This window comes from Brachyspira alvinipulli ATCC 51933 (genome assembly GCF_000518245.1).
GTDB lineage: Bacteria > Spirochaetota > Brachyspiria > Brachyspirales > Brachyspiraceae > Brachyspira > Brachyspira alvinipulli.
Window position 1 is genome coordinate 166477 of sequence record NZ_JADF01000008.1, and the last position, 24032, is coordinate 190508.

Genomic DNA, 24032 nt, shown 5'->3' on the forward strand with positions numbered 1-24032 from the left:
TTTTTTAAGTCCCTTTTTTAATTAATATCTATAATTGCTTCCATAACCAAACATCAGGTTTTCCTATTCCATTAGCATTTGGAAAAATTCCAACTATTTTATATCCATTCTTTTGATAAAACTCATAAGGATGATTGTTAATATTTTTTATGTTTTTAATTATATCTCCTATATATGTATTATTAAAATCAAATTCATGCAGATTAGTTTTACAGTATTCATCATCAGAACCAAGCATAATATTTAATGCATTTTTTTCTTTAGCCATTCTTTCAGCCTCTTTAAGCAGCTTTGTTCCTATACCCATATTTCTGTAACCTTCTTTTATAACTAAAGGATGCAGTTCTAATGTTATATAAGAATACATTTTCAAAAGTCCTGCATACCCTATTAATACATCATTTTCAATATATCCAATAGAAATAAATGAATTATTTATAATATCAATTGCAGTACTTTCACTATAAGTATTTCCAAAAGCCTCTGACATCATCATAGATATATCTTTTGAATAAAAAATATTTTCTTTAATATCAATAAACATAATAATACCTCTTTTTTATATATTGACTGTTAACTTCATTAAATATATAATCTATAAAACTTATATCAATACTTAAATAAAAAAACTATGAAGAAAATTATTATATTAATATCATTGTCAATTTTATTAGTATCATCATGTCAAACATTAAATATATCAGTACCTGATAAACTAAAAAGCATGCTGATAAAAAATATGAAAGAAGACAGAAGTTTAAACCCTATGTACAGAGAATTCAGAGCAGCATGGTTTTCAACAATTGCAAATATAGATTGGCCTGTAAAAGGAGGAAGCGAATCAGAACAAAAAAAACTTATTATAAAACATCTAGATACTTTATATAAAAATAATTTCAATGCTGTATTTGTGCAAGTTAAACCAGATGCAGGTGTAATATTTCCATCAAAAATAAATCCTACTACAAGATACTTCTTCGGATCAAAATCAAGTGATGAAAGAGATGATTATCCTTTTAAAACAGATATGTTGAAATTTATAATAGATGAAGCGCATAAAAGAAATATAGAAGTGCATGCTTGGTTTAATCCATATAGAATATCTGCAACATACAATCCAAATGAAAGCTACAGTAAACAATTTTCCAAAAAAAATTTTATACATACATATGTATCAAATAATCTAAAACCTGTATATTGGTATGATAAAAGGCTATATTTGGACCCTGGAGAACCATTAAGTGCAGAATATATAGTAAACTCAGTTATTGAAGTTGTTGAAAATTATGATGTAGATGGAATACATTTTGATGATTATTTTTACCAGAATGCAGCCAGAGGAAAAACATATAAAGATTGGCCTGATTCTTCAAGTGCAAATAGATATGGTCCAAAATTAGGATATAATGTAAAGGATACTTCTTACGATAATTACGGAGTCAATGGTCTTTATGCTTGGAGACGCGACAATATAAACAGATTAGTAAATAGATTATACAAAGAAATAAAATCAAGAAAACCTTATGTAAAATGGACTATATCACCTGCTGGTGTTTGGAGAAATAAAGAAAAATTATCAGAATATGCGGGAAGTAAATATGGAAGCGATACGAAATCATATAATCCAAATTTTGATGCTTTGCATGCCGATGTTCTTTTATGGATGCTTAACGGAGAAAAAACATCTAGTCTTAATAATGCCACAAGAAAAGATGGATTAAATAGAATGTATATAGATGCTGTAATACCTCAAGTATATTGGAGTTCATACCACAAAACAGTTCCTTTTGATACAATAGTTAAATGGTGGGTTAAAGAGGCAAAGAAATCAAGAAATGGAAATATTGCGGACATATATATTGGACATGCTCTATACAAAATGGGAAGCGGAACAAATATTGAACCATGGAAAAATAAAGAATTAATATCTGAACAAATAGATTATATTAGAAAAATAGGCAGTGGATATATAAAAGGTTCTTCATTTTTTACAATGCATAGCATGTACAAAAATGATAGAGATAGCGGAGATTATGGAAATGAGGCTGTAAAATATATGAAAGAAAATAATTATATATTTAAAGCAATAGTACCAACAATGAATACAATGAAAGATATGAGGAAACCTCCTCTAAAATTAGAAAATCCAACTATAAAAAAAGGTTTTGGAGGTATAGAAATATCTTTTACAGATCCAAATGAGTATAAACTCGATAAATATAATACTCCTATACAATCAACATCTACATACTATGCTATATATAGAGAAACTATAGGAAATCCTGGAATAGAATTAATAGATAAAATTAGAAGAACCAATTTCAATACAAATTCAAAAGTAACTTATAAGGATAAAACTATTAATTCTAAAAATACATATATATATTATGTAACTGCTTTAGACAGAATACATAATGAAAGTGATTATTTAACAATAATAAATGACTAAATTAATAAAAAATACCTGTATAATATTTGACAAATGCAATTCTTGAAATATACTATTAATATATGGTGTTAGAAAATTTTTATTATACTGATTACTATAAAAACCATTGGGCTAAATATGGTATTCTATTTTCAGATAAATACTTTGAAAAAGAAAAGAAAACTATATTAAATAGTAATTATTATATTATGCATAAAAAATATTTTGGCCACATTCATGAAAAAGACATTATAGGTTATGATAGAACTCTTTACAAAACAGATAATAATTCATTAATTTTTAATTATAAAAGTGATGATTCAAAAATATTTAAAATTATCAACTATAATAATGATAATGAATATTTTATTTTTAATAGAGATTTATCAGGATTCTCAATAATTGACTTAAATAATAAAAATAGAGAATTTAATTTTTATAATAATAAAATAATTAATAATGATATAGATAACTCTGCAAATGGAATATTAGTTTTTATAGATTGTGAATATTTAAATAATCAAATATTATTTTATATATTCTATCTATCAAAAACAGAAAATGGGGCTTTCAAAAGAGTTTTTACATATTTATTATTCGATTTTTCAGATGATATATTGAATAAGGAAGTAAATACTATTAAATTATTGGATATTAGAGACATAGTTTTAAAAAAATACAATCATAATTTAGATATGAATTATAAAGCTTATTTTAAAGATAATAATCTCATAACAGTAGAAGATATGATAAATAAAAAAACATTTGAATTAAAAAATAATGTTTATTAAAGGTGTATTTTATGACTAATTTTAATATCATTGAGTTTAAAAAAGATTCAGCAATATATGTAGCAGGACAAAATCCACAAGATGTATTTTATATAATAAAAGAAGGTACTGTTATAGATAAAAATTATGTTATAGAGAATACTAATTTTGAATTTACTGTAGGTGATATTTTAGGGCTTGTTTCTGGTATATTAAGAGAGCCTTATTATTCTACAGCTATTGCTGCAGATGATGTAAAATTAATAGAAATAAAAGTTAATGATATTTATAACATTGAAGATACTAAAATAATAGAAAATATATATAAATATTTAGTAAAATTTATGGAAATATGGCTTGGAAAATATTTTCATAAATTAGCAGAAAGTTTAAATATTACATCATATAAAGAAAATGATGCTTTGGAAATAGCTAAAATATATGAAGAACAAGGATATACTCCTGCTGCTTTATATATGTATAAAAAAATCATAGAAATGTTCCCTAACAATGATCATACAGAAATAAATAATAGAATTTTAGAAATAGAAAAAAAAGAAAATATAGAACCTCCTTTACAGATAAACTATAATTTATATGAATATAGAAAAGGAAGCTGCATTTTTTCAGAACTTGAAAGTAATACAGACTTATATGTTATTAGAGATGGAAAAGTTGGTGTTTATAGTGTATTTAATGGAAGATTGATAACAAGAATAATATTTGATTCAGGAAATATTATCGGATACAAGCCAATACTTGGAAATAAATTACTTCTCACAACATGTATAATATTGGAAGATACTGTATTGCAAGTTATAAATAAGCAAGATTTTCTTAAATTAGCATTAAATAACTCTAAAATAGAATATCATCTTGTAAATATCATGTCAAGAAGAATATATAATACTGTAATAAAAGCATATAGTATCAGTATAAAAAGTGTGGTAGGAAAATTTTACAGCATGGTATATTCACTTGCTAAAACAGAATTATTATTTAAAAACAATAAAGAATTTCTTGAGCTGCCTTATACAGCACATGATATATGTGTAATGGTTGGAATCGAAGATAGAGACTATGTAAAGAAAGAAGTACAAAAAACTAATGTTATGGTATTTTCAAGAACAGGAAAAATAATTATACCAAATTTAGAAAACTTTTTTGAAGAATATGAATTATATAGAAAGAGAAATTCTACAGCAAATATAAGCCAATAAAATAAAAACATTTTTGACAATACTAATCGAAATATGTTCTCATATTTAAAGAAATTCAAATAAAAATGAATATGAATGATCTATTAACATTGACATAATTATTCTATATATTATAATGCTAGCGATTAAAAATTGTAAAATGGTAAAGTATGTCAATAGAATTTAAGCAGAAAGATTTAATATTAAAATCAGGTGATAAACCTGAAAACTATTTTTATATCATTACTGAAGGTAAAGTTGTATCGTATAATAATTTTTACGAGCAATACAAATTTTATTCCAAGAAGGGATATATTATAGGATTAGTATCTGCTGTTATAAAAGAAGCACACTTTGAAACCATAGAAGCAGTTGAAGATACTGAAGTAATAAAAATTAATATAGACAGTATTGTAAATATAAATAATAAAAATTTAATAAATAAAATATACAAACATTTATATTTGGTTTTAGAAACATGGCTAAGTAAATATTATACTATATTAGCTAAAAATAAAGTAGATTTGTATAATAAAGATAGTATATTAATTATAGCTAATATTTATCTCAATAATGGTTTCCAAGATGCTGCATACAAAATATGCAGAGACTATATACAATTATTTCCAGAAAATAAGGATATAGAAGAAGCAAAAAAATTATTAAAAGATATAAAACCTATAGAAGAACCACAATTAATAGATAAAAATGTATATAAATTTAAAAAGGGATATTGTTTATACTCTGAACTTAATACAAGCGATTTAATATATATGGTTAAATCAGGAAAAGTAGCTATATACAGTATAGTAAATTCTAAACAAACAATGAGAATTATTTATTCAAGTAACTATTTTATAAACGGATATAAACCTATCTTAGAATATGCCCCCCTACTTACTACAGCAATAGTGCTTGAAGATTCTGTAATAGAAATTATGAATAAAGAAGAATTATTGACAAAATTGGATATGGATAAAAATTTAAGACTAAACCTTATTAAAATTATTTCCATAAAAATTAATAATGCCGTTTTAAAAATAAAAGCAATAAACGCAAAAGATATAAAATCTAAATTAATAATAATTATATATTCTATCATAAAAATAGAACAATTATTTAATGATTCCACATCTATAACCCTATCTTATAATATAGATAATATTAAGAATATGCTCAATTTAGAAATTGATTTAGATGAAATATACACTGAATTAAAAACAATAAAATATATCAAATTTAATAAAAATTCTGATACAATAGATGTAACCAATACTATAAAATATATAAAAGAGTATGAAAATTACATAAAATAAATTAATAAAAAATCATTAAATAAGTTGTATTTTTAGAAAAAGGAATTATAATTATAACAAATGTAAGTAATATTATAATTTTTTTGACAATGAATGATTATAAAACACTAAAATTTCCTAAATCATCTTTGATATATGAAGAAGGCAATTATCCAAATGATGCCTTTTATATCATAACAAAAGGAAAAGTAGTATCTTATGCAAATAATTCAGATAAATATAATAATGAATATAATGTAGGAATTATAATAGGTTTAGTTAATCTTTCAATAAATGAGCCTTATTTTGTCAATATGGAGGCAGTAGAAGATGTAGAAGTTTTAGAACTTCACATGTCTGATATAAGAAATATTAGTAATAGCGATTTAATAAAGAAAATATATAACTATCTCACATTAACACTTGAAACATGGCTGTCAAAATATTACATTAATTTAGTGAAAAATAAAGTAGATTTATACTATAAAGAAAGTTTATTTACTATGGCGGATATATATAAAGAAAATGGATTTACTGATGTAGCTTACAAATTATATAGTGAATATATCGAAGATTTTTCTTATGATGATAATGTAAAGACAGCAAAAAAGGAAATAGAGAAAATAAAACCTGTTGGAGAACCTGTTAAATTTCTTGATAATGTGCATTTATATAAAAAAGGGGCTTGCATATACACTGAAAATAGGCAGAGTGATCATTTATATATAATAATGTCCGGCAAAGTAGGAGTATATAATATTTTAAATGGGAAACTGTTAATAAGGGAAATATATACAAAAAATTACATATTAAGCGGCTATCCATCTAACCTTGATTATAAACCATTAGCTACAACTGCAATTGCTTTAGAAGATTCATACATAAAATTATTAAGCAGAGAAGATTTTTTAGAGATGACAATAAAAGACTCACAATTAAGAACATATAATATAAAAATGATGTCTATAAAAGTTGTAAACACTCTATTAAAAATAAGAGCTATGGAAGAAAAAAATATAACTTTAAAACTATTTATAATAATATCATCTATTTTAAAAATAGAAATACTATTTGAAGAAGCAAACAGCATAATATTATCACATACTGTAGAAGATATTATGAATTCTATAAACTTAGAAACAGATAATATATTTAATGAATTTAAAAAAATAAACTCTATAGAAATAATAAAAAATAAATATATAAGTGTTACAAATATAGATAATTTTTTTAGGGAATATTATGAGTTCCAAAAAAATAACTATTAATATAATAAAAATGGGTTAAATATATGTTAAGTTATAAAAGTATTAAATTTAGTAAATCATCAACAATATTTGTAGAAGGTCAGGAACCTAAATATACTTTCTTTATTATTAAAAAAGGAAGTGTAATAGTATATAATTATTTTGCTGATAATTATAATGTAGAATACAAAGAAGGTGAAATAATAGGTTTATTTAATGCTGTATTAAATGAACCATACTTTGCAACTGTCAAAGCGGTAGAAGACCTTGAAGTTATGGAAATGAGTATTTATGAAATAGAAAAAATAAATGATAAAAATCTTATAAATAAAATATATAACTATCTTATTATAAACATTGAGAGATGGCTTAATAGATATTATTATTTTTTACATAAATCTAATAACGAATACAATAACCATAATAATAGAAAGAAAAAACTAAACATTATAGAGATGGGAAAAATATACTCTAATAATGGATTTTTTGATGCTGCTTATAAACTATATCAAAAATACATAGAATTAAATAATGGAGATGAAAATACTATAGATGAAGTTTCAACATTATTAAAAGATATAAAGCCTTTAGAAATGCCAGAAAAATTAGATGAAAATATTTACAAATATAAAAAAGGTTTTTGTTTGTATACAGAACTTCAAAGCAATGATTATTTATATATTATAAAAAATGGTGAAATTGGAGTATATAATATATTTGACTCTAAGCAGGTTACAAGAAGAATATTATCTGATAATGATATTTTAAATGGATATAAGCCTATATTAAAGGAACAGCAATTATATACAACAGCTATCGTTCTTAAAGATTCAATAATACAATTAGCGAAAAAAGAAGAATTAATGGATTTAGTTGTAAATGATAGAACTCTAAGACTATATTTTGTTAAAATGATGAGCATGAGAGTATATGGTACTATATCAAGAATAAGAGCATTTAACTCTAATAATACAATTACTAGATTTGTTATTATAATAGAGGCATTAGTAAAAACAGAACTTCTATTTAAAAATCTTGATAGAATAACTTTTCCATATAATATAAATGATATATGCAGTATGATTGGAGTAAAATATTCAAGCGATATTGATGATGATATAAAGAAGATAAAAGCATTGGATATATCAAATGACGGATATTTAATAGTTACTGATATAGAAGAATTTTATAAAGAATATGATATATATAAACAAAGAAGTACATATAAATTAGATAATAAATAAATATTATATAATAAAATGTGCTAAATATTCTATATTTCCTTTTGAGCCTTTTATTGGAGATACTGTTCTATTAATTTCTTTAAATCCGCATTTTATTATTCTTTCTATTGCATTGTTTAGAATTTTCTCTCTCAAATTATCATCTTTAATTATCCCACCTTTTGAAACATCTCCTTTTTCAGCCTCAAACTGAGGTTTTATTAAACTAACCCAAAATTCTAAATCATATAATTCTTTATATATAATTGGAGCAATTTTAGATATGGAAATAAAGGAAACATCACTTACAATAACACTTGGTATTTCATCATTAAACATTTCTCTTTTAATATCTTTAGCATTAAAATCTTCTATGGATACTACCCTATTATCATTTCTAAGTTTATAAACAAGCTGATTATGCCCTACATCTAATGCATAAACTTTTTTAGCCCCATGCTGAAGCAGACAATCAGTAAATCCTCCGGTAGATGCTCCTATATCCAAACATATTTTATTCTCTACAGATATATTAAAAGATGAAAAAGCCTTATCTAGTTTATCACCAGCCCTAGATACATATTTTCTATTTAAAACAACTTCTATAATATCTGTATCTTTTATCTTTTGTGCTTTAGAAGTTACTTTAACACCATTTACAAATACACATCCTGCAAGTATTATATCTTGTGCTTTAGACCTGCTTTCTGTATACCCATTAATATGTACATATTCATCTAATCTCATTCTAAATTTATAAAAGATTTAATAACTGTAAGAGCATTTTTTTGTTTATCTCTTGTATTTACTTTAAATACTACCTGAGTATGATTATTTGCTAAAATATTAGAAGTTAAATATACTGACTCTAAAGATTCAGAATACTCATCTATTCCATATAAATCTAAATCTTGGCTGAATTCAAAATATAATGCCATCTCATTTTGTTTAGCAATATTTGCTTTATCATTGCCCAAAGATTTAGCAGGAGGCTCTCCATTAACTATAGAATTAACAACTTCATCATTGTTACTCATATAAAAAATAGAATCCTTTATAAGACAGAAATATCCTCCTATAGTATATATATCATTGGTAGAATCTTCAGCTAAAGCTTCTAATATAGTTTTTACCGCATCATTATCAGTTATAGAAGCAGAAAAAAATACAGCAGGTGTTTGATCAACATCTGAAGAAGGCATATCCCAAACAGACACAAATATATCTCCTGCTAAAAGTTCTATGAATTTATAGATATCTATTCCATATTCCTCTAATTCATAAAATTCTTCTACAATAGGTAAATTATTAATATCTCCCATAACATTTTTAAGGTAATTTGATAATTCTTTACTATTAAATGCTAATGAAAAGAATCCATAATTATTTTCGCCATTAACAAAAGAGTATATATTATCAGCTAATTGCTTTTTCAATAAAGAAGTATCATAAGGATAATTAGGAGTGTAAGTGTCAATTACAACATCAGCATTTCCTTTATTAAAATTGATTTTTGCAGTTAATATAGCATCTTTATAACCATCTCTTGATATACTATTATAACTTCTTCCAAGAAGGAATTTAGCAAAATCGCTGTTATCATCAGATAATAAAGATAAATTATCCCAAATATGACAATCATTATTTTCTTTTTCTAAAGAAATGAATTTTTCATCTTCTAGAGGTGTATTATTTAAAAATATATAATTTGCTACAGAAGTAATATATTCTTTATCTAATTCTTCATCATACCAATATGTATCTTTCAATTTTACAGTAATTGTAAATATATCATTATTCCATGAAATTAAATTATAATCATCTAAAGCTAAATACTTATAAACAGCTTTATCAGAAACAGATACAAGTTTATCTTCTTGACTAGCCATCTTTATCATTAATTTATCTAATTCAGTAATATTTTTAACATCTAATATTATAGACATTTGCTGATAACCATTAAAGAAAACTATTCTTGAAGTTTTGGAAAAATCTATATAATCATTTAATCTATTTGTCATAACCTCAGCAACGAAAGGATCATTTCTATATTCCAAATATTTATCTGCATATCCTTGCATAAAAAAGTTATTTAATACTTTTTGTAAATTAACCTCTGCTTTCTCTGCTAAAGTATTGGCATTAAAAGAAATAACACTGTCAACATTACTAGGTATATATTTTTTATCTACAGCATAAATAAAATTGCTCAATATCAATAAAAATGATAATGCTATTAATACCACTCTCTTCATAATAAGAGACTCCTTAAAAAAACAATATGATATATTATATTAGACTGTAATTAAAAGTCAAGCATTAAAAAACATACCTATAATGTAAAAAATCCTTGCAAATAAAAATAAATTATTTATAATCATAGAATATTTTAGTTTTAGGAAGTATAATTATGAGATACTTAATACTGCATGGACATTTCTATCAACCTCCAAGAGAAAATCCATTTTTAGGAGAAATACAAAAGGAAGCAAGTGCAGCACCATCTCATGATTGGAATGAAAGAATAACAAATGAATGCTACAGTCCTAATGCATATTCCAGAATATTAGACGGATATGGAAGAATTGTAGATATGTCAAATAACTATGAATATCTTAGTTTTAATTTTGGACCTACTCTATTAGATTATATAGCTAAAACAAGAAAAGATTTATTAGAACGTATAATAGAAGCAGATAAAAAAAGCATACAAAGACTTGGATACGGTAACGCTATTGCACAAGTTTATAATCATATAATACTTCCTCTTGCAAAAAAAGAAGATATGAGAGTGCAAATAAAATGGGGTTTATACAACTTTGAAAAATATTTTGGAAGAAAATCCAGCGGAATATGGCTATCAGAAACAGCTATTAATTTAGATGTTGTTGATGCTTTATGTGACTGCGGAGTAAAATTCACAATATTATCCCCTTATCAAGCACATTATGTTAAAAATATACAAACTTTAGATGTTTCCGGGGGTAAAATAGATACTTCCAAACCTTATTGGCTATACGGACATAATGGAAAAAGAGTAATTGTATTTTTCTATGATCCTTATATATCAAATGATATAGCATTCCAGCATTTGCTTACATCCTCAGATAAACTTGCTGAGAGAATAAGAAATGCTTATGGAGAAAGAAGACTTGTGAATATAGCTACAGATGGTGAAAGCTATGGACACCATGAACCTTTTGCTGATATGTGTTTGGCAAGATACTTCAAAGAAAATGTTATCTATGACGGAATTACTCCTATAAATTATGAATATTATTTAAATATGTTTCCTCCTACAGAAGAAGTTATACTTCATGAAGGTACAGGAGGAAGAGGTACTTCTTGGAGTTGTTCACATGGTGTGGAAAGATGGAGAAGCAATTGCGGATGCGGAGGATGGGATGGATGTGATTTATCTTGGAGAGGTCCTTTAAGAGATGCATTTGATATATTGAGAAAAATGCAGGATAAATTATTTAAAACCTTCTTGGACTTTACAGATGAAACAAAAAATTCTTTAAGAGAAGAATATGTACGTGCTATATACAATGATTTTGATGCCAAAGATTTATATGAAATATGCAGGAAATATATATCATTTAAAGAATTTATATTCTTAATGGAATCTTATAAATATTCTTTATTCTCTTATACTTCATGCGGATGGTTCTTTGAAGATGTATCAAGACTTGAACCTATTAAAAATATGCAGTATGCAGAGCAGTCATTCCATTATGCAAGAATGCTTGTAAAAGATAAGAATGTTACATTTGTTGATGAGGCTCATAAAGAATTTTTAGAAGCACTTGAAAAATCAATAAGTAATAAACCAGAACATCATACTGCAAGATACTTTTATGAGAAGGAAGCTAAAGTTGATGCCTTCACTAAAATATATGTAATAAATCACTTTATATTTAATCTTATAGCTAGTGAATATAGAGAAATAAATATAAATATTTTTAAACATGAAATTAAAGCAACAAAAATAGAAAATAATTATGTGGAAGGAGTACTAATAGATAATATAGCGCCTGATATATATTTCAAAGTAAATATTCTGCAGGAAAACCATGAGTTTAAAAATCAAATTCAAATATCTGAAGTTTATGAAAATTTAGATAAAAGCACTATCTATACAATGTATTTAAAAGATTTAACTTCGGATATAAGAGATAAATTAGCAGACCGTCTATTTAAAGATGATATTAAAAATCTTGATAATTTAATGCATCAAATATATCCGGAATACAGAAAACTATTTACATACTTTAATTTAAATAATATAACCCCAGATTATGATTATAGAAGAATAATGGGTGCTATGGCTTCTCCTATACTTAGAGAAAAAATAATAAATAATGGCAGAGATGCTTATGATGAAGTTTCTGAAAATTTAAAAGATGCAAGAAATGCCGGAATATTTATATCAAACAGCGGTATATCTAGCTTAATCGGAGATAATATAAAAAATGCATTGAATGATTTATACGAAACAGGAAATGCAAAAATAATATATGATCTTCTTAGAGATATAAAATTTCTATCTAATAATGATATGCCTATAGATAGAAATACTTTTGAAAATATATTCTACAAAATATTATTAAAATATAAATCAGGAAATATTAAGTTTAATGAAGAAGAAAAAAATCTCTTCAAAGAACTTGGATATTGGCTTAATTTTAATATGGATAATATATAATTTTTTTAATTTTGTTCATTAGTATTTTTCATTATCAAGCTGCCGTTAATTAGGCTTAATATTACTGTAAATGAATTGTTGGTGTAGCAATCAACATTTATTCTAATAACTCTGCCTGATTGAGATGAGTTTTTTGCAAGCTCTACTCTTCCATCAGCTTCTTTTCCAAAATTATAATTAGTAGTTATATAATACCCTTCATTTTTCCACAAATAATTAGCATATTTTACACTATGCGTTAAAACATCATCAACATTATCAAATGTTAATATTTTAATTTCACCTTCTTCTAATTCATCTATTCTTGGATGAATTTTTAATCCTGTAATCTTATAAACCGAAGATATAGAATCATTACCTATACTATACAATTCATCATAAGGTTTATTTTTAGAAATAACAGTATATGTTATTACTGCAGAAATAATAATTATTATTAAAGTTATTACTATTTTTTTCATATTTTACTCTTTATTCTCAAAATTTTCTATAACTTCATTTTTACAAATAATGCTTGCTATTATTTTATCATCTTTTTTAAGTTTCCTAATACCTAATATAACATATATAAAAAATACTATAAATGAAAATATAGGACCTAAATTATGATTAATACCAGCAAATTTTGAAATATATTCTCCAATAAAGTATCCTATTATAAGACAAATTAAAGGTATAATATATACAAAAAAATTAGTGCCTTTTTTTAAATCCTCAACTTCTATAACAACACTATCACCTTTTCTTGCATTTATATTGTTAAAAGCTCTTAATACAATAGGTTTTCCCTTAGAACATATAGTACACCCATCACAGCTTGCACTTCTTTGAAGCTCAACCTTTGCTATATTACCATTATATGTTTCTAAAACTAAAGCAAATTCTCTTTTCATAACAATATATACCTCAATAATTTAACTTCCTAAAATTCTTACAAAATAAAAATACTTCCCTGCTCTCATCTCTTGAACTCTTAGGTTTAAATACATTGACGGATTCAAAATATTCACTAAGTTCTTTTTTAAACTCATTTAAATCCTTACCGTCAAATACTTTTATAAAAAAATTACCTTCATTCTTTAATACATCTTTAGCCAAATTAAATATAACCTTACATAGAGAAATAGATCTAAAATGATTTGTTTCTCTGTCTGAAGTTGTATTAGGCATAGCATCGCTCACAACAACATCAAATTCAATATCATTAAAAGTTGAAGAATCCATATCCTTTATATCGCCAAGTATGAATGTAAACTTCTGATGTGAAAAAGAATTGGGAAGTATATCAACTCCTACAACCGAACCACTTTTTAATATTTTATTAAGCATATATTGGCTGAAAGACCCAGGAGAACATCCCACATCCAATACTCTATCAGATGATTTTATAAACTTAAATTTATTCTGTGCTTCTTCTAATTTAAATACACTCCTAGCTTTATAATTTTCCTCTTTAGCTTTCTTAAAATAAAAATCTTGTACTTTTTTCATCTAATTATAAAATATTCCTATTTAAAATATTAAAAAAGCAATAGAATAATTATCTATTGCTATAAAACAAAATAATAATAAATAATTTATATTATTTTACAATACCCAATTAAGTTTTTCTTCTGTCTTTGTTACTCCTACAGGTAAATTAGTAAGAGCTGCTTTTTCAACCAAATTCTCTAATCTTTTTATACCAACTATATCTATTCTTGACATAGCAGCATATCTTATAGCATCCGGACTCACCATAGCACATGTAATTAAAATACAATTTGGTATATTAGCATGAGCTCCATATTCATATAATTGAACAAGCTCATCATTAAATATAGGACTGTATAAAGTTCTAAAATATACTATCTTCTTAGGAGAATGCACGCCTTTTCCTTCTTTAGAAAATACTATCAGGTATTTTTTATCTGTAATCTTAACAGAATATGGTATAAGACCCAAAGATGATACTATTTTTAAAGCATAATTGACAAATTCATCTCCCTCTAATTTAAAGAACTTTTTAATATTCTCACTATATTTAGATTCTTTGTAAGTATTTAATTTTTCATTGGCATCCTTATAATTAGGATCTATTACTATAATACCTTCCAATATTTCTATAGATTTGTTAACATTACCTACAGTATCATAGCATTCTGATAAAGTATAAAGTATAGATAAATTCAAATCTTTATCATAACTCTCATGATTTATAGCATTTTCTAAAGTGCTTATAGCCATTTCCATATTATTTAATTTTATATAGCATAAACCAATCTCATATAAGGATTTAACAGCATATTCCTTATCCTTAGATGAAATAGTATAATATCTAATGGCATTTTTATAATCTTCTCTTCCTTTATAAGCTCTTCCCAAATTATAATTTAGCAGTACATCATCCTGATTCTTTTTTAAGATATTATTCATTATAGATATAGCATCATTATAATTACCAATATTAACAAAACAAAAAGCTTTGTATTTTAAAGCTTCCGGATCATTAGATTGAATATCTAAAGCCTCATCAAAATATTTTATTGCTGTATCATACTGTCTATTTTCATAATAAATAATACCTATCTCAGATGATACTATTAATTTATATTCATCAAGCTTTAATAATGTAAGATATTGTGCTAAAGCCTCTCCTTTTCTATCTATTTTATTTAATGCTCTAGCTAATGATAATACGGTTTCAGGAGAATCATCTCCATCATCTATGGCATGTCTGTATTCTACTATTGCAAAAGAATATTCTTCCATATTGGCATAACAATTACCTATCATAGTATGGAGTTTAGCTCTCTTGATACCGGCCTTATCTTTTGATAATATATCTTTAAGTTTTAACAAGGCTAAATCATTTTTACCTTCAGATAAAAATTTATTAACCTTGTCCATATCCGAACCTTTCTTATTCAAAGCTCCAAATAAAAACTTTTTAACAATTAATAACAGTGTCACAAATACACATAAAAATACTATAATGTAAATATTATTCATACTCTATTCTTTAACTCTTAATTTAATATACTATATATAAATTCGGAATTATTTTCAATAAATTAAAATAATTTTTTATAGTTTATTTTCTTGCTATTAATCTTACAAATATTTTAAAAATCTCAGCAGCTAATATAACTATTAAAGAAATTCCAATAATCTTTATCCATGTATTAAAACTTAAAGGAACAGTATTGAAAAATCCTCCGGCATACTGAGTTACCAATATTTGTAATATAAAAGTTCCGCCCATACTTAAAAGCATTAATTTATTATTTAAGAAATACTTAAATACACTGTCGAATCCTAATTCTCTGCTATTAAATGAATTAAATATCTGGAACATTACAAACATAGCAAATAAAACTGTAGACTGTTCTGCTTCTGCAACTTTAAGTATATTCAATTTGCTTTGAAGCATGAATAATATAATCATAATAGTAGCTGAAAATACTATTTTAAATATCATCTTTTTAGTTACAATGCTTGCATTTCTTTTTGTAGGCATTCTTTTCATTAAATTATCTCTTATAGGCTCAAGTCCCAAAGCAATAGCAGGAGGTCCATCCATAATGATATTTATCCATAATAACTGTATTGCAGAAAATGGAGATTTAAATCCTGTCAATGTAGATATAAGAACTACTACTACAGAAGCTAAGTTAACTGTAAGCTGGAACTGTATAAATCTTTGGAAATTGTCATATATTCCTCTACCCCATTGAACAGCTTTAACTATAGTAGCAAAAGAGTCATCAAGAAGAACTATATCACTAGCCTCTTTTGAAACTTCTGTACCTGTTATACCCATAGCAACACCCACATCCGCATTCTTAATAGCAGGAGCATCATTTATACCATCACCTGTAACAGCAACAACATTACCCATTTCTTTTATAGCATTAACAACACGCATTTTTACTGTAGGAGTACTTCTTGCTATAACTGATATTTTACTTAGATTCTGCTTCAATGTATTATCATCCATAGCATCTATATCTTTTGCTTCAAGTACAATGCTGTTTTCATTAAGTATTTTTAATTCCCTGGCTATTGCTGTAGCAGTAACAATATTATCACCTGTAAGCATTTTTATATTTATTCCTGCACTTCTGCATTGCTCAACAGCATCATAAACCTCTTTTCTTACTGGGTCTGATATAGCAACAAATCCGTCATATATCATATTGCTTTCTAATTTTTCTCTGACATTTTCAACATTATCATCAACTATTTTATGAGCAAATGCTATTACTCGCTTAGCTTCATTTTGAAATTTTTCTATTGCTTCTTCTATGCCTTTTTTTTCATCAGCACTTATACTACACATAGCCATTATTTTTTCCGGACTTCCTTTAGTAAATACAATAGTTTCATTATCTATTTTAGCAACAGTTGTCATGTTTTTAGTATCTGATGAGAAAGGATATTCATATATAGTTTTTGATTTTTCTCTTATTTCTTTATAATTATAATTAGACTTACTTGCAGCAACAAGCAATGCACATTCTGTAGGATTACCTAAAAACTTAGCTTGTCCGTCTTTATAATCAACATCAGCAGTAGAGTTTATAGCAAAGTTTTTTATAATTTTTTCATTCTTTATATTTTCAGGCTCTATATATTCACCATTAGCAAATAATTTATTTAATGTCATTTTGTTTTCTGTAAGAGTACCTGTTTTATCAGAACAAATAACATTAACGCTTCCTATAGTCTCACAAGCAACCATTTTCTTTACTAATGCATTCTGTCTGGCCATTTTTATAATATTAATAGAAAGAGAAACAGCAACTATTGTAGGCAAACCTTCCGGTACAGAAGCAACTATCAAAACTATACTTGTAATAAATGCCTCTGAAATAGTTGTAAAATTAGCATTACCTGTTCTAATAAAATTAATTACTTGAATTATAAATACTATAGCTGCAGCAGTAATACCGAACATAGCTATTCTTTTACCTAACTGAGCTAATTTTTCCTGCAAAGGTGTTGTAGTAGTTTTAGTCTTAGATAACTCTCTTGCTATCTTACCAAATTCGGTTGCATCTCCAACTGATGTAACTATCATTTTTCCGTTTCCTGTTGTAACAAATGATCCGGAATAAGCCATATTTACTCTTTCAGCAACTGGAGTTTTTTCATCAGTCAATACCATTTCAGCATCTTTTTCAACTGGTTCGCTTTCACCTGTTAAAGCAGATTCATCAATATTAAGAGATACTGTTTCAAGCAACCTTCCGTCAGCTGGAAGTTTGTTACCTGTTTCTATAAAAGCAATATCTCCTACAAGTAAATCTTTTTGATTTATTATTTCTACCTGCCCTTCTCTTATAACCTTAACTTTAATATCTTCGTTAATACTATTTAATGCTTCAAATGCCTTAGCACTTTTACCTTCCATAACTATGGTAATTGTTATAGATAAACTTATAGCCAAAAATATACCTAAGCACTCTAAAAAATCAGCATGACCTCCATTAAAATAAGCAACTGTATTAACACCAATAGCAATAATACCTGCAAATATCAGCATTAATATCATAGGTTCTTTTAATGACTCTAATATTTTCTGAATTAAAGTAGCACCTTTTTCTTTGGTAAAACTATTAGCTCCATATTTTTCCAAACTCAATTTTTGCCCTTCCTTGGTTAAACCGATTTTAGGGTCAACATTAAGTTCTTTTATAATGTCATTTTTGCTTCCTAAAAAACTGTTCATTATTTACCTCTCATTTAATTATTTTATAAAAAGTGCATAAAAAAAGACTCATGCATAAATAAACTATCAAAGCATTAAAATACTTTAAAAGTTTATTTATACTTGAGTCTCATTAATTAAGGCTAGCCAAACTCTAATAATTCAAGAGCTGCGATGTTGACTTTGCCACGTAAAATAAATTACGTCAACTACTCCCTCATGAGTATTTGATTATGAACTTTATTACGTGGTGTATAATAACATATAGTAAAAATAATGTCAAGAAAAAATATTTTTATTTTATAAAAAAACTTCCAATGTAAAAAAATATATAATAATGTACTAAATTTCCTTATTAGTGTAATATAATTCTAAAAAAGTATATATATTGTATTGATTTTTTATACTCTTAATATATCATTTTTATATAAAACAATAAATTAAGGTAATTATTGTATGCTGTATATATGTAGCAATTCCTATAATTTCCTAACAAACAATATATTTTGAGACAGAAACAATAATTAGTTAGGAGAAAACTAATGGTTAAGAATTCAATAATCATATCTGCTATATTGTTTATATTAAGTTGTTCAGCATCAATAACAGATCCAAGTGAATTAAATATTGGAGATGGAAGTCTTATACATCCAGATATAGCTATTACAGATCAAGCAACAATAAATAGATTTTTAGAACAGCGTAATGGTATTTACTATGCCACCTATGAAGATGGAAGTCTTGATATGAGATACAGAATTGAAGGTACTGAAATATACAGCGGATATGGTACTCAAATCAATGCTATTAGAACATTATTTGGAACTAAACTCCAAATATACATAGAAGGCAAATCTAGCGGAACTGGAGCAGGATATGAAATGAATGATGAAATGTTTACTTTTAATTTTGGTCCTGATGGAAATATATATCTTTTTGCCAATGCTATCTTTCATAAAGACACATATTCTTCCCAAAAGGGATATACAAACAAAATAGGAGAACCTATAAATGGTTTGATAGCTGAAACCGGAAACTACTATTATTATGATTATGATGATACAAAAAAATATTATATACTTATTGATGGAGCAGGACAGGTTTATATTGACAATAATTTTAATATTACATATTCAAAAGATTATTATAATGGAAATGTATTAACAATATCATATACTCAATCAGGCGGAACTACAAGTAAACAAGATTTACATTTCTATAATGATAAATTAATATTTGGTAATACATGGATTAATAATCAATTACAATATGAAAAATTGAAAAAATATGATATATTCACTCCATATAACGGCACATATTCAGAAGGAAGCACAACTTTAACAGTATCTTCTTCTAAAGTAACAATAACAGGAGTAACTTCCGGAACACCTGTTATGTCTGGAAATACTTTAATTGTATATCAATATTCTTCAAGATATCCTACAAAAGAGCATAAATTTGTATTTTCTGCAGATAAACAAACTGTAACATATACAACTCCAGATGGAAGCAAATCTGTATTGACTAAAAAATAAGTATATATTAATATTGTATAGTATTTGCTGATTTAATATTTTTATTAAAATAATTGAAAAAAAATCGATTATATGTTATAAATTATTACTAGGTAGGGTAAAATTCTTTTTGGAGAAATAAATGAAAAAAGTTAAAAAAAATCCATTTCAAAAAGAAATTGAGAGAAAATATGGTACTTCCGGATTTGAGCTTCAATCTTTCATGACTGGGAGTAAGAAAATGAAAGTAACTAAAGAAGAAATAGAAGATAGATATGATATTTCTCTTGATGAGTTTTCATATTTCGCTAGAATAGCTGGTTATAAAGTTCTTGCTGACAGCAAATCTCTTATAATATTTAAATAAAAAGAATATATCAAATGAAAAAAGACTTAAATGTATTGCTTTTAAATGATTTATGTTCTTATGGTAAGGCATCACTTACCGTAAATATTCCTATACTATCATATTTTGGAATTAAAGTTTCTCCTCTTATTAGTGTACTTCTTTCTAATCATACAGCATTTGAATCATTTTGTGCATTTAATTTAACTGAACAATTAGAAAAAATCGTAGAAGAATTAAAAATAAGAAATCCTAAATTTGATGCTTTCTATGTAGGATGGATCGCTTCTGGAAAACAGCCTGATATTGTAATAGACATAATAAAAAGTTTTGATATTAATACTATTTTGATAGATCCAATACTTGGAGATAATGGAAAGCTGTATCCTTCTATGTCATATGAACATGTGAACTCTATGAAGAATATAATTAAATATGCAGATATAGTAACACCTAATATTACAGAATTGTCGGTTTTATTGGATAAAGATCCTTCCAAAACATATAGTGAAGAAGAAGTTAAAGAAATGGCTGAAGAACTTTCTAAAATGGGGCCTAAAATTGTAATAGTTACAAGTGTTACAAAAGATGATAAAATAGGATGTTTATGTTTTGAAAATAACAATATAATTACAAGTTATTATCCCAAAATTAATATAAGCATACCAGGTACAGGAGATGCTTTTGGTTCTTCATTACTTGGATATATTTTACAAGGAAACAAAATAGAAGATTCTCTTAAAAAAGCCACTAAATTTTTATACGATTCAGTATATGCTTCTGTTAAAGATAATGATGACAGACTATACGGAATCTCAATAGAAAAAAGATTGAGTTTACTTTAAAAACTATTTTTTATTCTAAAAATTTATTCTGTATATATTCTATATTTGTTATTAATTCTTTTCTAGTATTTAAATCTTTTCCCCATACTGCCTTAGATAATGCTGTTTGATAATAATTCAAAGCTTCTTTAAGTAAATTATTAGTGTTTTGATCTATATAACTCTCTGCTCTAAATTTATAAATATCACCTAATAATTTATATCCGCTGCAGTCATCTGTAACTAGTTCCAAATAATTTAAAGCATAAATTTCAGCATTTTTATCATCTTTAAAATTATTAAAATAAACTAAAGCAGCTCTATAATTTGCCGCAGCATAATTTTTTCTTATTTTTATTATATATTCATAAGTATTTAATGCATCTCTTGTTTTTCCCATAAGTTCATTTATATATCCTCTCTGATAAATATAATTAATATTTTTATCAAGAGCTATAGCATTATTTATTACATTTATTGCTTCATCATAATTTCCAATTTTAGTATATAATTTTGCTGCTGCATAAAGTCCATCAGGATATTTAATATTATCATTAACCCAATTGGCAGGCTCATCAGCAGATATATTCTTATTCAAATTAATTTCACTTTCTGCTTTATATATAGGATTAACTTTTAAATATTTTGAAGCTCTATTATAAGATAATAAAGAATAAGCATACAAAGAAGATTTATTATATATTCTTCCTAATAATAAATCCTTTCCTCCGTTAACATTAATATATTTGCAAATATTATTAATTATATTAAATCCATCTATATTATATTCTTTAATATAGCTTTCTGCCAACTTAATTCTATTTTCAATATAAGCAGGAGCAATTCTTATAATCTCTTTCATTGTACTTGACAATTCTATATAAGCACTTGTATTATCATAATAACCAATAGAATTTAAATATGAATCTATCTCCATTTCTTTTCTTATTGCAACAGCATCATAATTATTTCTATTTCTTCTCACTGCTAATCCAACTGTTTTACTAGCGCTATCATATTCATTGTTCTTATATAAATAAGCAGCATAAAGTCCGTAAGTTATAGATTCTATTTTTTTAATATATGCTACATCATAATTTTTATTTCTTAAATCGGATACATAAGCTAAAGCTTCATCATATTGATTAAATCTTGCAAACTCATATATTCTATCAGTAATTAATTCTGTATGAAGTTTTAATTCTTCTTCCCAATACTCTGTTGCTTTTATGTCTATAAAATCTATCTCTTTTTGATATTGAGATGTTTGCTTACTAGATGCTCTAATTTCTAATAATTTTCTTAAAAGTAAAACATTATTAATACTTATCTCATTAGCATTAAAAGGCTCTTTTAATATTTCTATAGCTTTGTCAATAGAACCTAATTGATAATAGGCATCAGCTATATATCCTATTCTTAACTGCTCTTCATCTCCTGTAAATGTTCTTAAAGACAATAACTGCATAATATCAACATAATAATTTTTAGATTTTAATTCATAAACCTTATCTAATATCTTATTATATTCTATGCTTTTAATTAATTCCTCTGCCTCAGCTTCATATAAAGTAACTCCTTTTAACAACTTTTCAGCTTTATCATATTCCTTTTTAAATATTAAGTTTTTACTATAATAAAGTTTATTCTCAGCTGAAATATTATACATATCTACTATTTGAGATATTATTTTATCCGGATAATAACTATATCCTGCTTCATAAAGCATAACAGCAAAAGTTTCATAAAGTCTAGGTTTATAATATGAATATTCTAATCCTGTTTCCAAAGTCTTTACAGCTGCTGTTTCATTATTCTCATATAAATATATTTGTGCCAAAATAGCATAAGCTTCATCAAAATCTTTCTCTATAGAAATTAGTTTTGTTAATATGGATTTTGCTTTTGCATAATCTCCCATGTTAAAATATGTTTTACCTAAAGCTACTGATATTTCAGGATACTGCAATGAATAAGATGATATTTTATTTAAAATATTTAAAGCATTGGTATAATCTTTTTCTTCTATACTCAAATTCCATGCATATATTTCTTTTTTTATGTTGGCATTTGATATTTTACTTTGTATTCTAGCTAAATCCTCTTGATTTGAATATCTGGCATTATTATAGTTGGCTATAGCATTATTATATTGATTATTAATTAAATCTATGTCTCCTAGTCCTTCATAACCATAGCCTGATTTTTTACATAAATCAAAATAATAATTTCCACTTTTTATATCTCCATTGATTAAAGCAGCATTACCAGCTAAAAAAAGCCATCTAGGATTATTTGAAATTTTATATGCTGTTACATAAGTTTTTAAAGTTTCTTCATATTCATTAATAGTCTCAAAAAAATTTCCAGCTAAACCATAAACTCTGTCATAACTATCTTTATCTACATGTAATGTTAATAATTTAGTAAAATCTAATGAAGCATAATATAAATCCGCATTTTTATAATAAGCTAATCCTCTTGTATAATATATATCATAATAATTTGAATAATTATTTTCTAAATCATTGCATAAAATTACAGCATCAAAAAATTTACCTTCTTCTATTAATTTTTTAGCTTTATCTAATTCTTTATTTAATACAAATTTTGTTTCCTCATCAATATTTATTTTATTTTCTTGTATATTTATACTATCTAAAGATATATTTAAATTTCTATCTGACATCACTTTATGATATTGTAAAATATCTCTGGAATATGCCGAAACATATAATGTAAAAATTATAAGTAATACTTTTATTAATTTCATAATAAATCCTTTC

General features: G+C 25.4%; 19 protein-coding genes. 10 read left to right on the forward strand and 9 right to left on the reverse strand.

Features of this window, described 5'->3' with window-relative positions; translation table 11 throughout:
* Positions 1 to 28: 28 nt before the first annotated feature.
* Complete coding sequence (locus T324_RS0100625) at positions 29 to 544, reverse strand: GNAT family N-acetyltransferase (RefSeq protein ID WP_028328504.1); 516 nt, start codon at positions 542 to 544, stop codon at positions 29 to 31.
* 87 nt (positions 545 to 631) lie between these two features.
* Here T324_RS0100625 and T324_RS0100630 point away from each other — a divergent pair, with 87 nt between their 5' ends.
* The 6 genes from T324_RS0100630 (at position 632) to T324_RS0100655 (ending at position 8183) form a co-directional block, all read left to right on the forward strand.
* On the forward strand, positions 632 to 2449 hold the full coding sequence (locus tag T324_RS0100630) for a glycoside hydrolase family 10-like protein (protein WP_028328505.1): 1818 nt from the start codon (positions 632 to 634) through the stop codon (positions 2447 to 2449).
* A 62-nt stretch (positions 2450 to 2511) separates the two neighbouring features.
* Complete coding sequence (locus T324_RS0100635) at positions 2512 to 3219, forward strand: hypothetical protein (protein WP_028328506.1); 708 nt, start codon at positions 2512 to 2514, stop codon at positions 3217 to 3219.
* Positions 3220 to 3230: 11 nt separating this feature from the next.
* On the forward strand, positions 3231 to 4418 hold the full coding sequence (locus tag T324_RS0100640; RefSeq protein WP_028328507.1) for a cyclic nucleotide-binding domain-containing protein: 1188 nt from the start codon (positions 3231 to 3233) through the stop codon (positions 4416 to 4418).
* 149 nt (positions 4419 to 4567) lie between these two features.
* Positions 4568 to 5713, forward strand: a complete 1146-nt coding sequence (locus tag T324_RS0100645) for a cyclic nucleotide-binding domain-containing protein (RefSeq protein WP_028328508.1) — start codon at positions 4568 to 4570, stop codon at positions 5711 to 5713.
* A gap of 89 nt (positions 5714 to 5802) precedes the next feature.
* Positions 5803 to 6960, forward strand: a complete 1158-nt coding sequence (locus T324_RS0100650) for a cyclic nucleotide-binding domain-containing protein (protein ID WP_028328509.1) — start codon at positions 5803 to 5805, stop codon at positions 6958 to 6960.
* Between the two features lie 23 nt (positions 6961 to 6983).
* Positions 6984 to 8183, forward strand: a complete 1200-nt coding sequence (locus tag T324_RS0100655) for a cyclic nucleotide-binding domain-containing protein (protein ID WP_028328510.1) — start codon at positions 6984 to 6986, stop codon at positions 8181 to 8183.
* A gap of 3 nt (positions 8184 to 8186) precedes the next feature.
* Here the strand turns inward: T324_RS0100655 and T324_RS0100660 are convergent, their stop codons facing one another.
* Both T324_RS0100660 and T324_RS0100665 read right to left on the reverse strand, forming a co-directional pair.
* On the reverse strand, positions 8187 to 8909 hold the full coding sequence (locus T324_RS0100660) for a TlyA family RNA methyltransferase (RefSeq protein WP_028328511.1): 723 nt from the start codon (positions 8907 to 8909) through the stop codon (positions 8187 to 8189).
* A complete protein-coding gene (locus T324_RS0100665; protein ID WP_028328512.1) occupies positions 8906 to 10417 on the reverse strand; it encodes a hypothetical protein in 1512 nt (503 codons plus the stop codon). The genes T324_RS0100660 and T324_RS0100665 overlap by 4 nt, the downstream gene beginning before the upstream one ends.
* Positions 10418 to 10572: 155 nt before the next feature.
* Between T324_RS0100665 and T324_RS0100670 the strand changes: the two genes are divergently transcribed.
* On the forward strand, positions 10573 to 12870 hold the full coding sequence (locus T324_RS0100670) for a DUF3536 domain-containing protein (RefSeq protein ID WP_028328513.1): 2298 nt from the start codon (positions 10573 to 10575) through the stop codon (positions 12868 to 12870).
* A 5-nt stretch (positions 12871 to 12875) separates the two neighbouring features.
* On the opposite strand, the gene T324_RS0100675 is transcribed toward T324_RS0100670, so the two are convergent.
* From T324_RS0100675 to T324_RS0100695, 5 genes are all read right to left on the reverse strand, one after another.
* Entirely contained in the window at positions 12876 to 13331 is a 456-nt protein-coding gene (locus T324_RS0100675) for a hypothetical protein (protein WP_028328514.1), read from the reverse strand.
* Positions 13332 to 13334: 3 nt separating this feature from the next.
* Entirely contained in the window at positions 13335 to 13763 is a 429-nt protein-coding gene (locus tag T324_RS0100680) for a SoxR reducing system RseC family protein (protein WP_028328515.1), read from the reverse strand.
* Between the two features lie 13 nt (positions 13764 to 13776).
* Positions 13777 to 14361, reverse strand: a complete 585-nt coding sequence (locus T324_RS0100685; RefSeq protein WP_028328516.1) for an SAM-dependent methyltransferase — start codon at positions 14359 to 14361, stop codon at positions 13777 to 13779.
* A gap of 96 nt (positions 14362 to 14457) precedes the next feature.
* A complete protein-coding gene (locus tag T324_RS0100690; protein ID WP_028328517.1) occupies positions 14458 to 15861 on the reverse strand; it encodes a tetratricopeptide repeat protein in 1404 nt (467 codons plus the stop codon).
* Positions 15862 to 15943: 82 nt separating this feature from the next.
* Positions 15944 to 18583: a calcium-translocating P-type ATPase, PMCA-type gene (locus tag T324_RS0100695; protein ID WP_028328518.1), complete on the reverse strand. Its 2640-nt coding sequence runs from the start codon at positions 18581 to 18583 to the stop codon at positions 15944 to 15946.
* 521 nt (positions 18584 to 19104) lie between these two features.
* Here T324_RS0100695 and T324_RS0100700 point away from each other — a divergent pair.
* From T324_RS0100700 to T324_RS0100710, 3 genes are all read left to right on the forward strand, one after another.
* Positions 19105 to 20097, forward strand: a complete 993-nt coding sequence (locus T324_RS0100700; RefSeq protein WP_028328519.1) for a hypothetical protein — start codon at positions 19105 to 19107, stop codon at positions 20095 to 20097.
* Between the two features lie 121 nt (positions 20098 to 20218).
* Positions 20219 to 20443: a hypothetical protein gene (locus T324_RS0100705; protein ID WP_028328520.1), complete on the forward strand. Its 225-nt coding sequence runs from the start codon at positions 20219 to 20221 to the stop codon at positions 20441 to 20443.
* Positions 20444 to 20457: 14 nt separating this feature from the next.
* On the forward strand, positions 20458 to 21267 hold the full coding sequence (locus T324_RS0100710; RefSeq protein ID WP_028328521.1) for a pyridoxamine kinase: 810 nt from the start codon (positions 20458 to 20460) through the stop codon (positions 21265 to 21267).
* Positions 21268 to 21277: 10 nt separating this feature from the next.
* Here T324_RS0100710 and T324_RS0100715 read toward each other — a convergent pair whose 3' ends face one another.
* Positions 21278 to 24019 carry a tetratricopeptide repeat protein gene (locus T324_RS0100715; protein ID WP_028328522.1) on the reverse strand — a complete coding sequence of 914 codons (2742 nt, stop codon included), beginning with the start codon at positions 24017 to 24019 and terminating at the stop codon, positions 21278 to 21280.
* Between the last annotated feature and the right edge of the window lie 13 nt (positions 24020 to 24032).

Bases quoted from the DNA above. Each gene is read 5' to 3' on its own strand.
- T324_RS0100635 (WP_028328506.1), top strand. From the start codon at position 2,512: ATGGTGTTAGAAAATTTTTATTATACTGATTACTATAAAAACCATTGG.
- T324_RS0100630 (WP_028328505.1), top strand. From the start codon at position 632: ATGAAGAAAATTATTATATTAATATCATTGTCAATTTTATTAGTATCA.
- T324_RS0100675 (WP_028328514.1), bottom strand. From the start codon at position 13,331: ATGAAAAAAATAGTAATAACTTTAATAATAATTATTATTTCTGCAGTA.
- T324_RS0100680 (WP_028328515.1), bottom strand. From the start codon at position 13,763: ATGAAAAGAGAATTTGCTTTAGTTTTAGAAACATATAATGGTAATATA.
- T324_RS0100685 (WP_028328516.1), bottom strand. From the start codon at position 14,361: ATGAAAAAAGTACAAGATTTTTATTTTAAGAAAGCTAAAGAGGAAAAT.
- T324_RS0100710 (WP_028328521.1), top strand. From the start codon at position 20,458: ATGAAAAAAGACTTAAATGTATTGCTTTTAAATGATTTATGTTCTTAT.
- T324_RS0100690 (WP_028328517.1), bottom strand. From the start codon at position 15,861: ATGAATAATATTTACATTATAGTATTTTTATGTGTATTTGTGACACTG.
- T324_RS0100705 (WP_028328520.1), top strand. From the start codon at position 20,219: ATGAAAAAAGTTAAAAAAAATCCATTTCAAAAAGAAATTGAGAGAAAA.
- T324_RS0100650 (WP_028328509.1), top strand. From the start codon at position 5,803: ATGAATGATTATAAAACACTAAAATTTCCTAAATCATCTTTGATATAT.
- T324_RS0100715 (WP_028328522.1), bottom strand. From the start codon at position 24,019: ATGAAATTAATAAAAGTATTACTTATAATTTTTACATTATATGTTTCG.
- T324_RS0100645 (WP_028328508.1), top strand. From the start codon at position 4,568: ATGTCAATAGAATTTAAGCAGAAAGATTTAATATTAAAATCAGGTGAT.
- T324_RS0100700 (WP_028328519.1), top strand. From the start codon at position 19,105: ATGGTTAAGAATTCAATAATCATATCTGCTATATTGTTTATATTAAGT.
- T324_RS0100655 (WP_028328510.1), top strand. From the start codon at position 6,984: ATGTTAAGTTATAAAAGTATTAAATTTAGTAAATCATCAACAATATTT.
- T324_RS0100625 (WP_028328504.1), bottom strand. From the start codon at position 544: ATGTTTATTGATATTAAAGAAAATATTTTTTATTCAAAAGATATATCT.
- T324_RS0100640 (WP_028328507.1), top strand. From the start codon at position 3,231: ATGACTAATTTTAATATCATTGAGTTTAAAAAAGATTCAGCAATATAT.
- T324_RS0100665 (WP_028328512.1), bottom strand. From the start codon at position 10,417: ATGAAGAGAGTGGTATTAATAGCATTATCATTTTTATTGATATTGAGC.
- T324_RS0100660 (WP_028328511.1), bottom strand. From the start codon at position 8,909: ATGAGATTAGATGAATATGTACATATTAATGGGTATACAGAAAGCAGG.
- T324_RS0100670 (WP_028328513.1), top strand. From the start codon at position 10,573: ATGAGATACTTAATACTGCATGGACATTTCTATCAACCTCCAAGAGAA.
- T324_RS0100695 (WP_028328518.1), bottom strand. From the start codon at position 18,583: ATGAACAGTTTTTTAGGAAGCAAAAATGACATTATAAAAGAACTTAAT.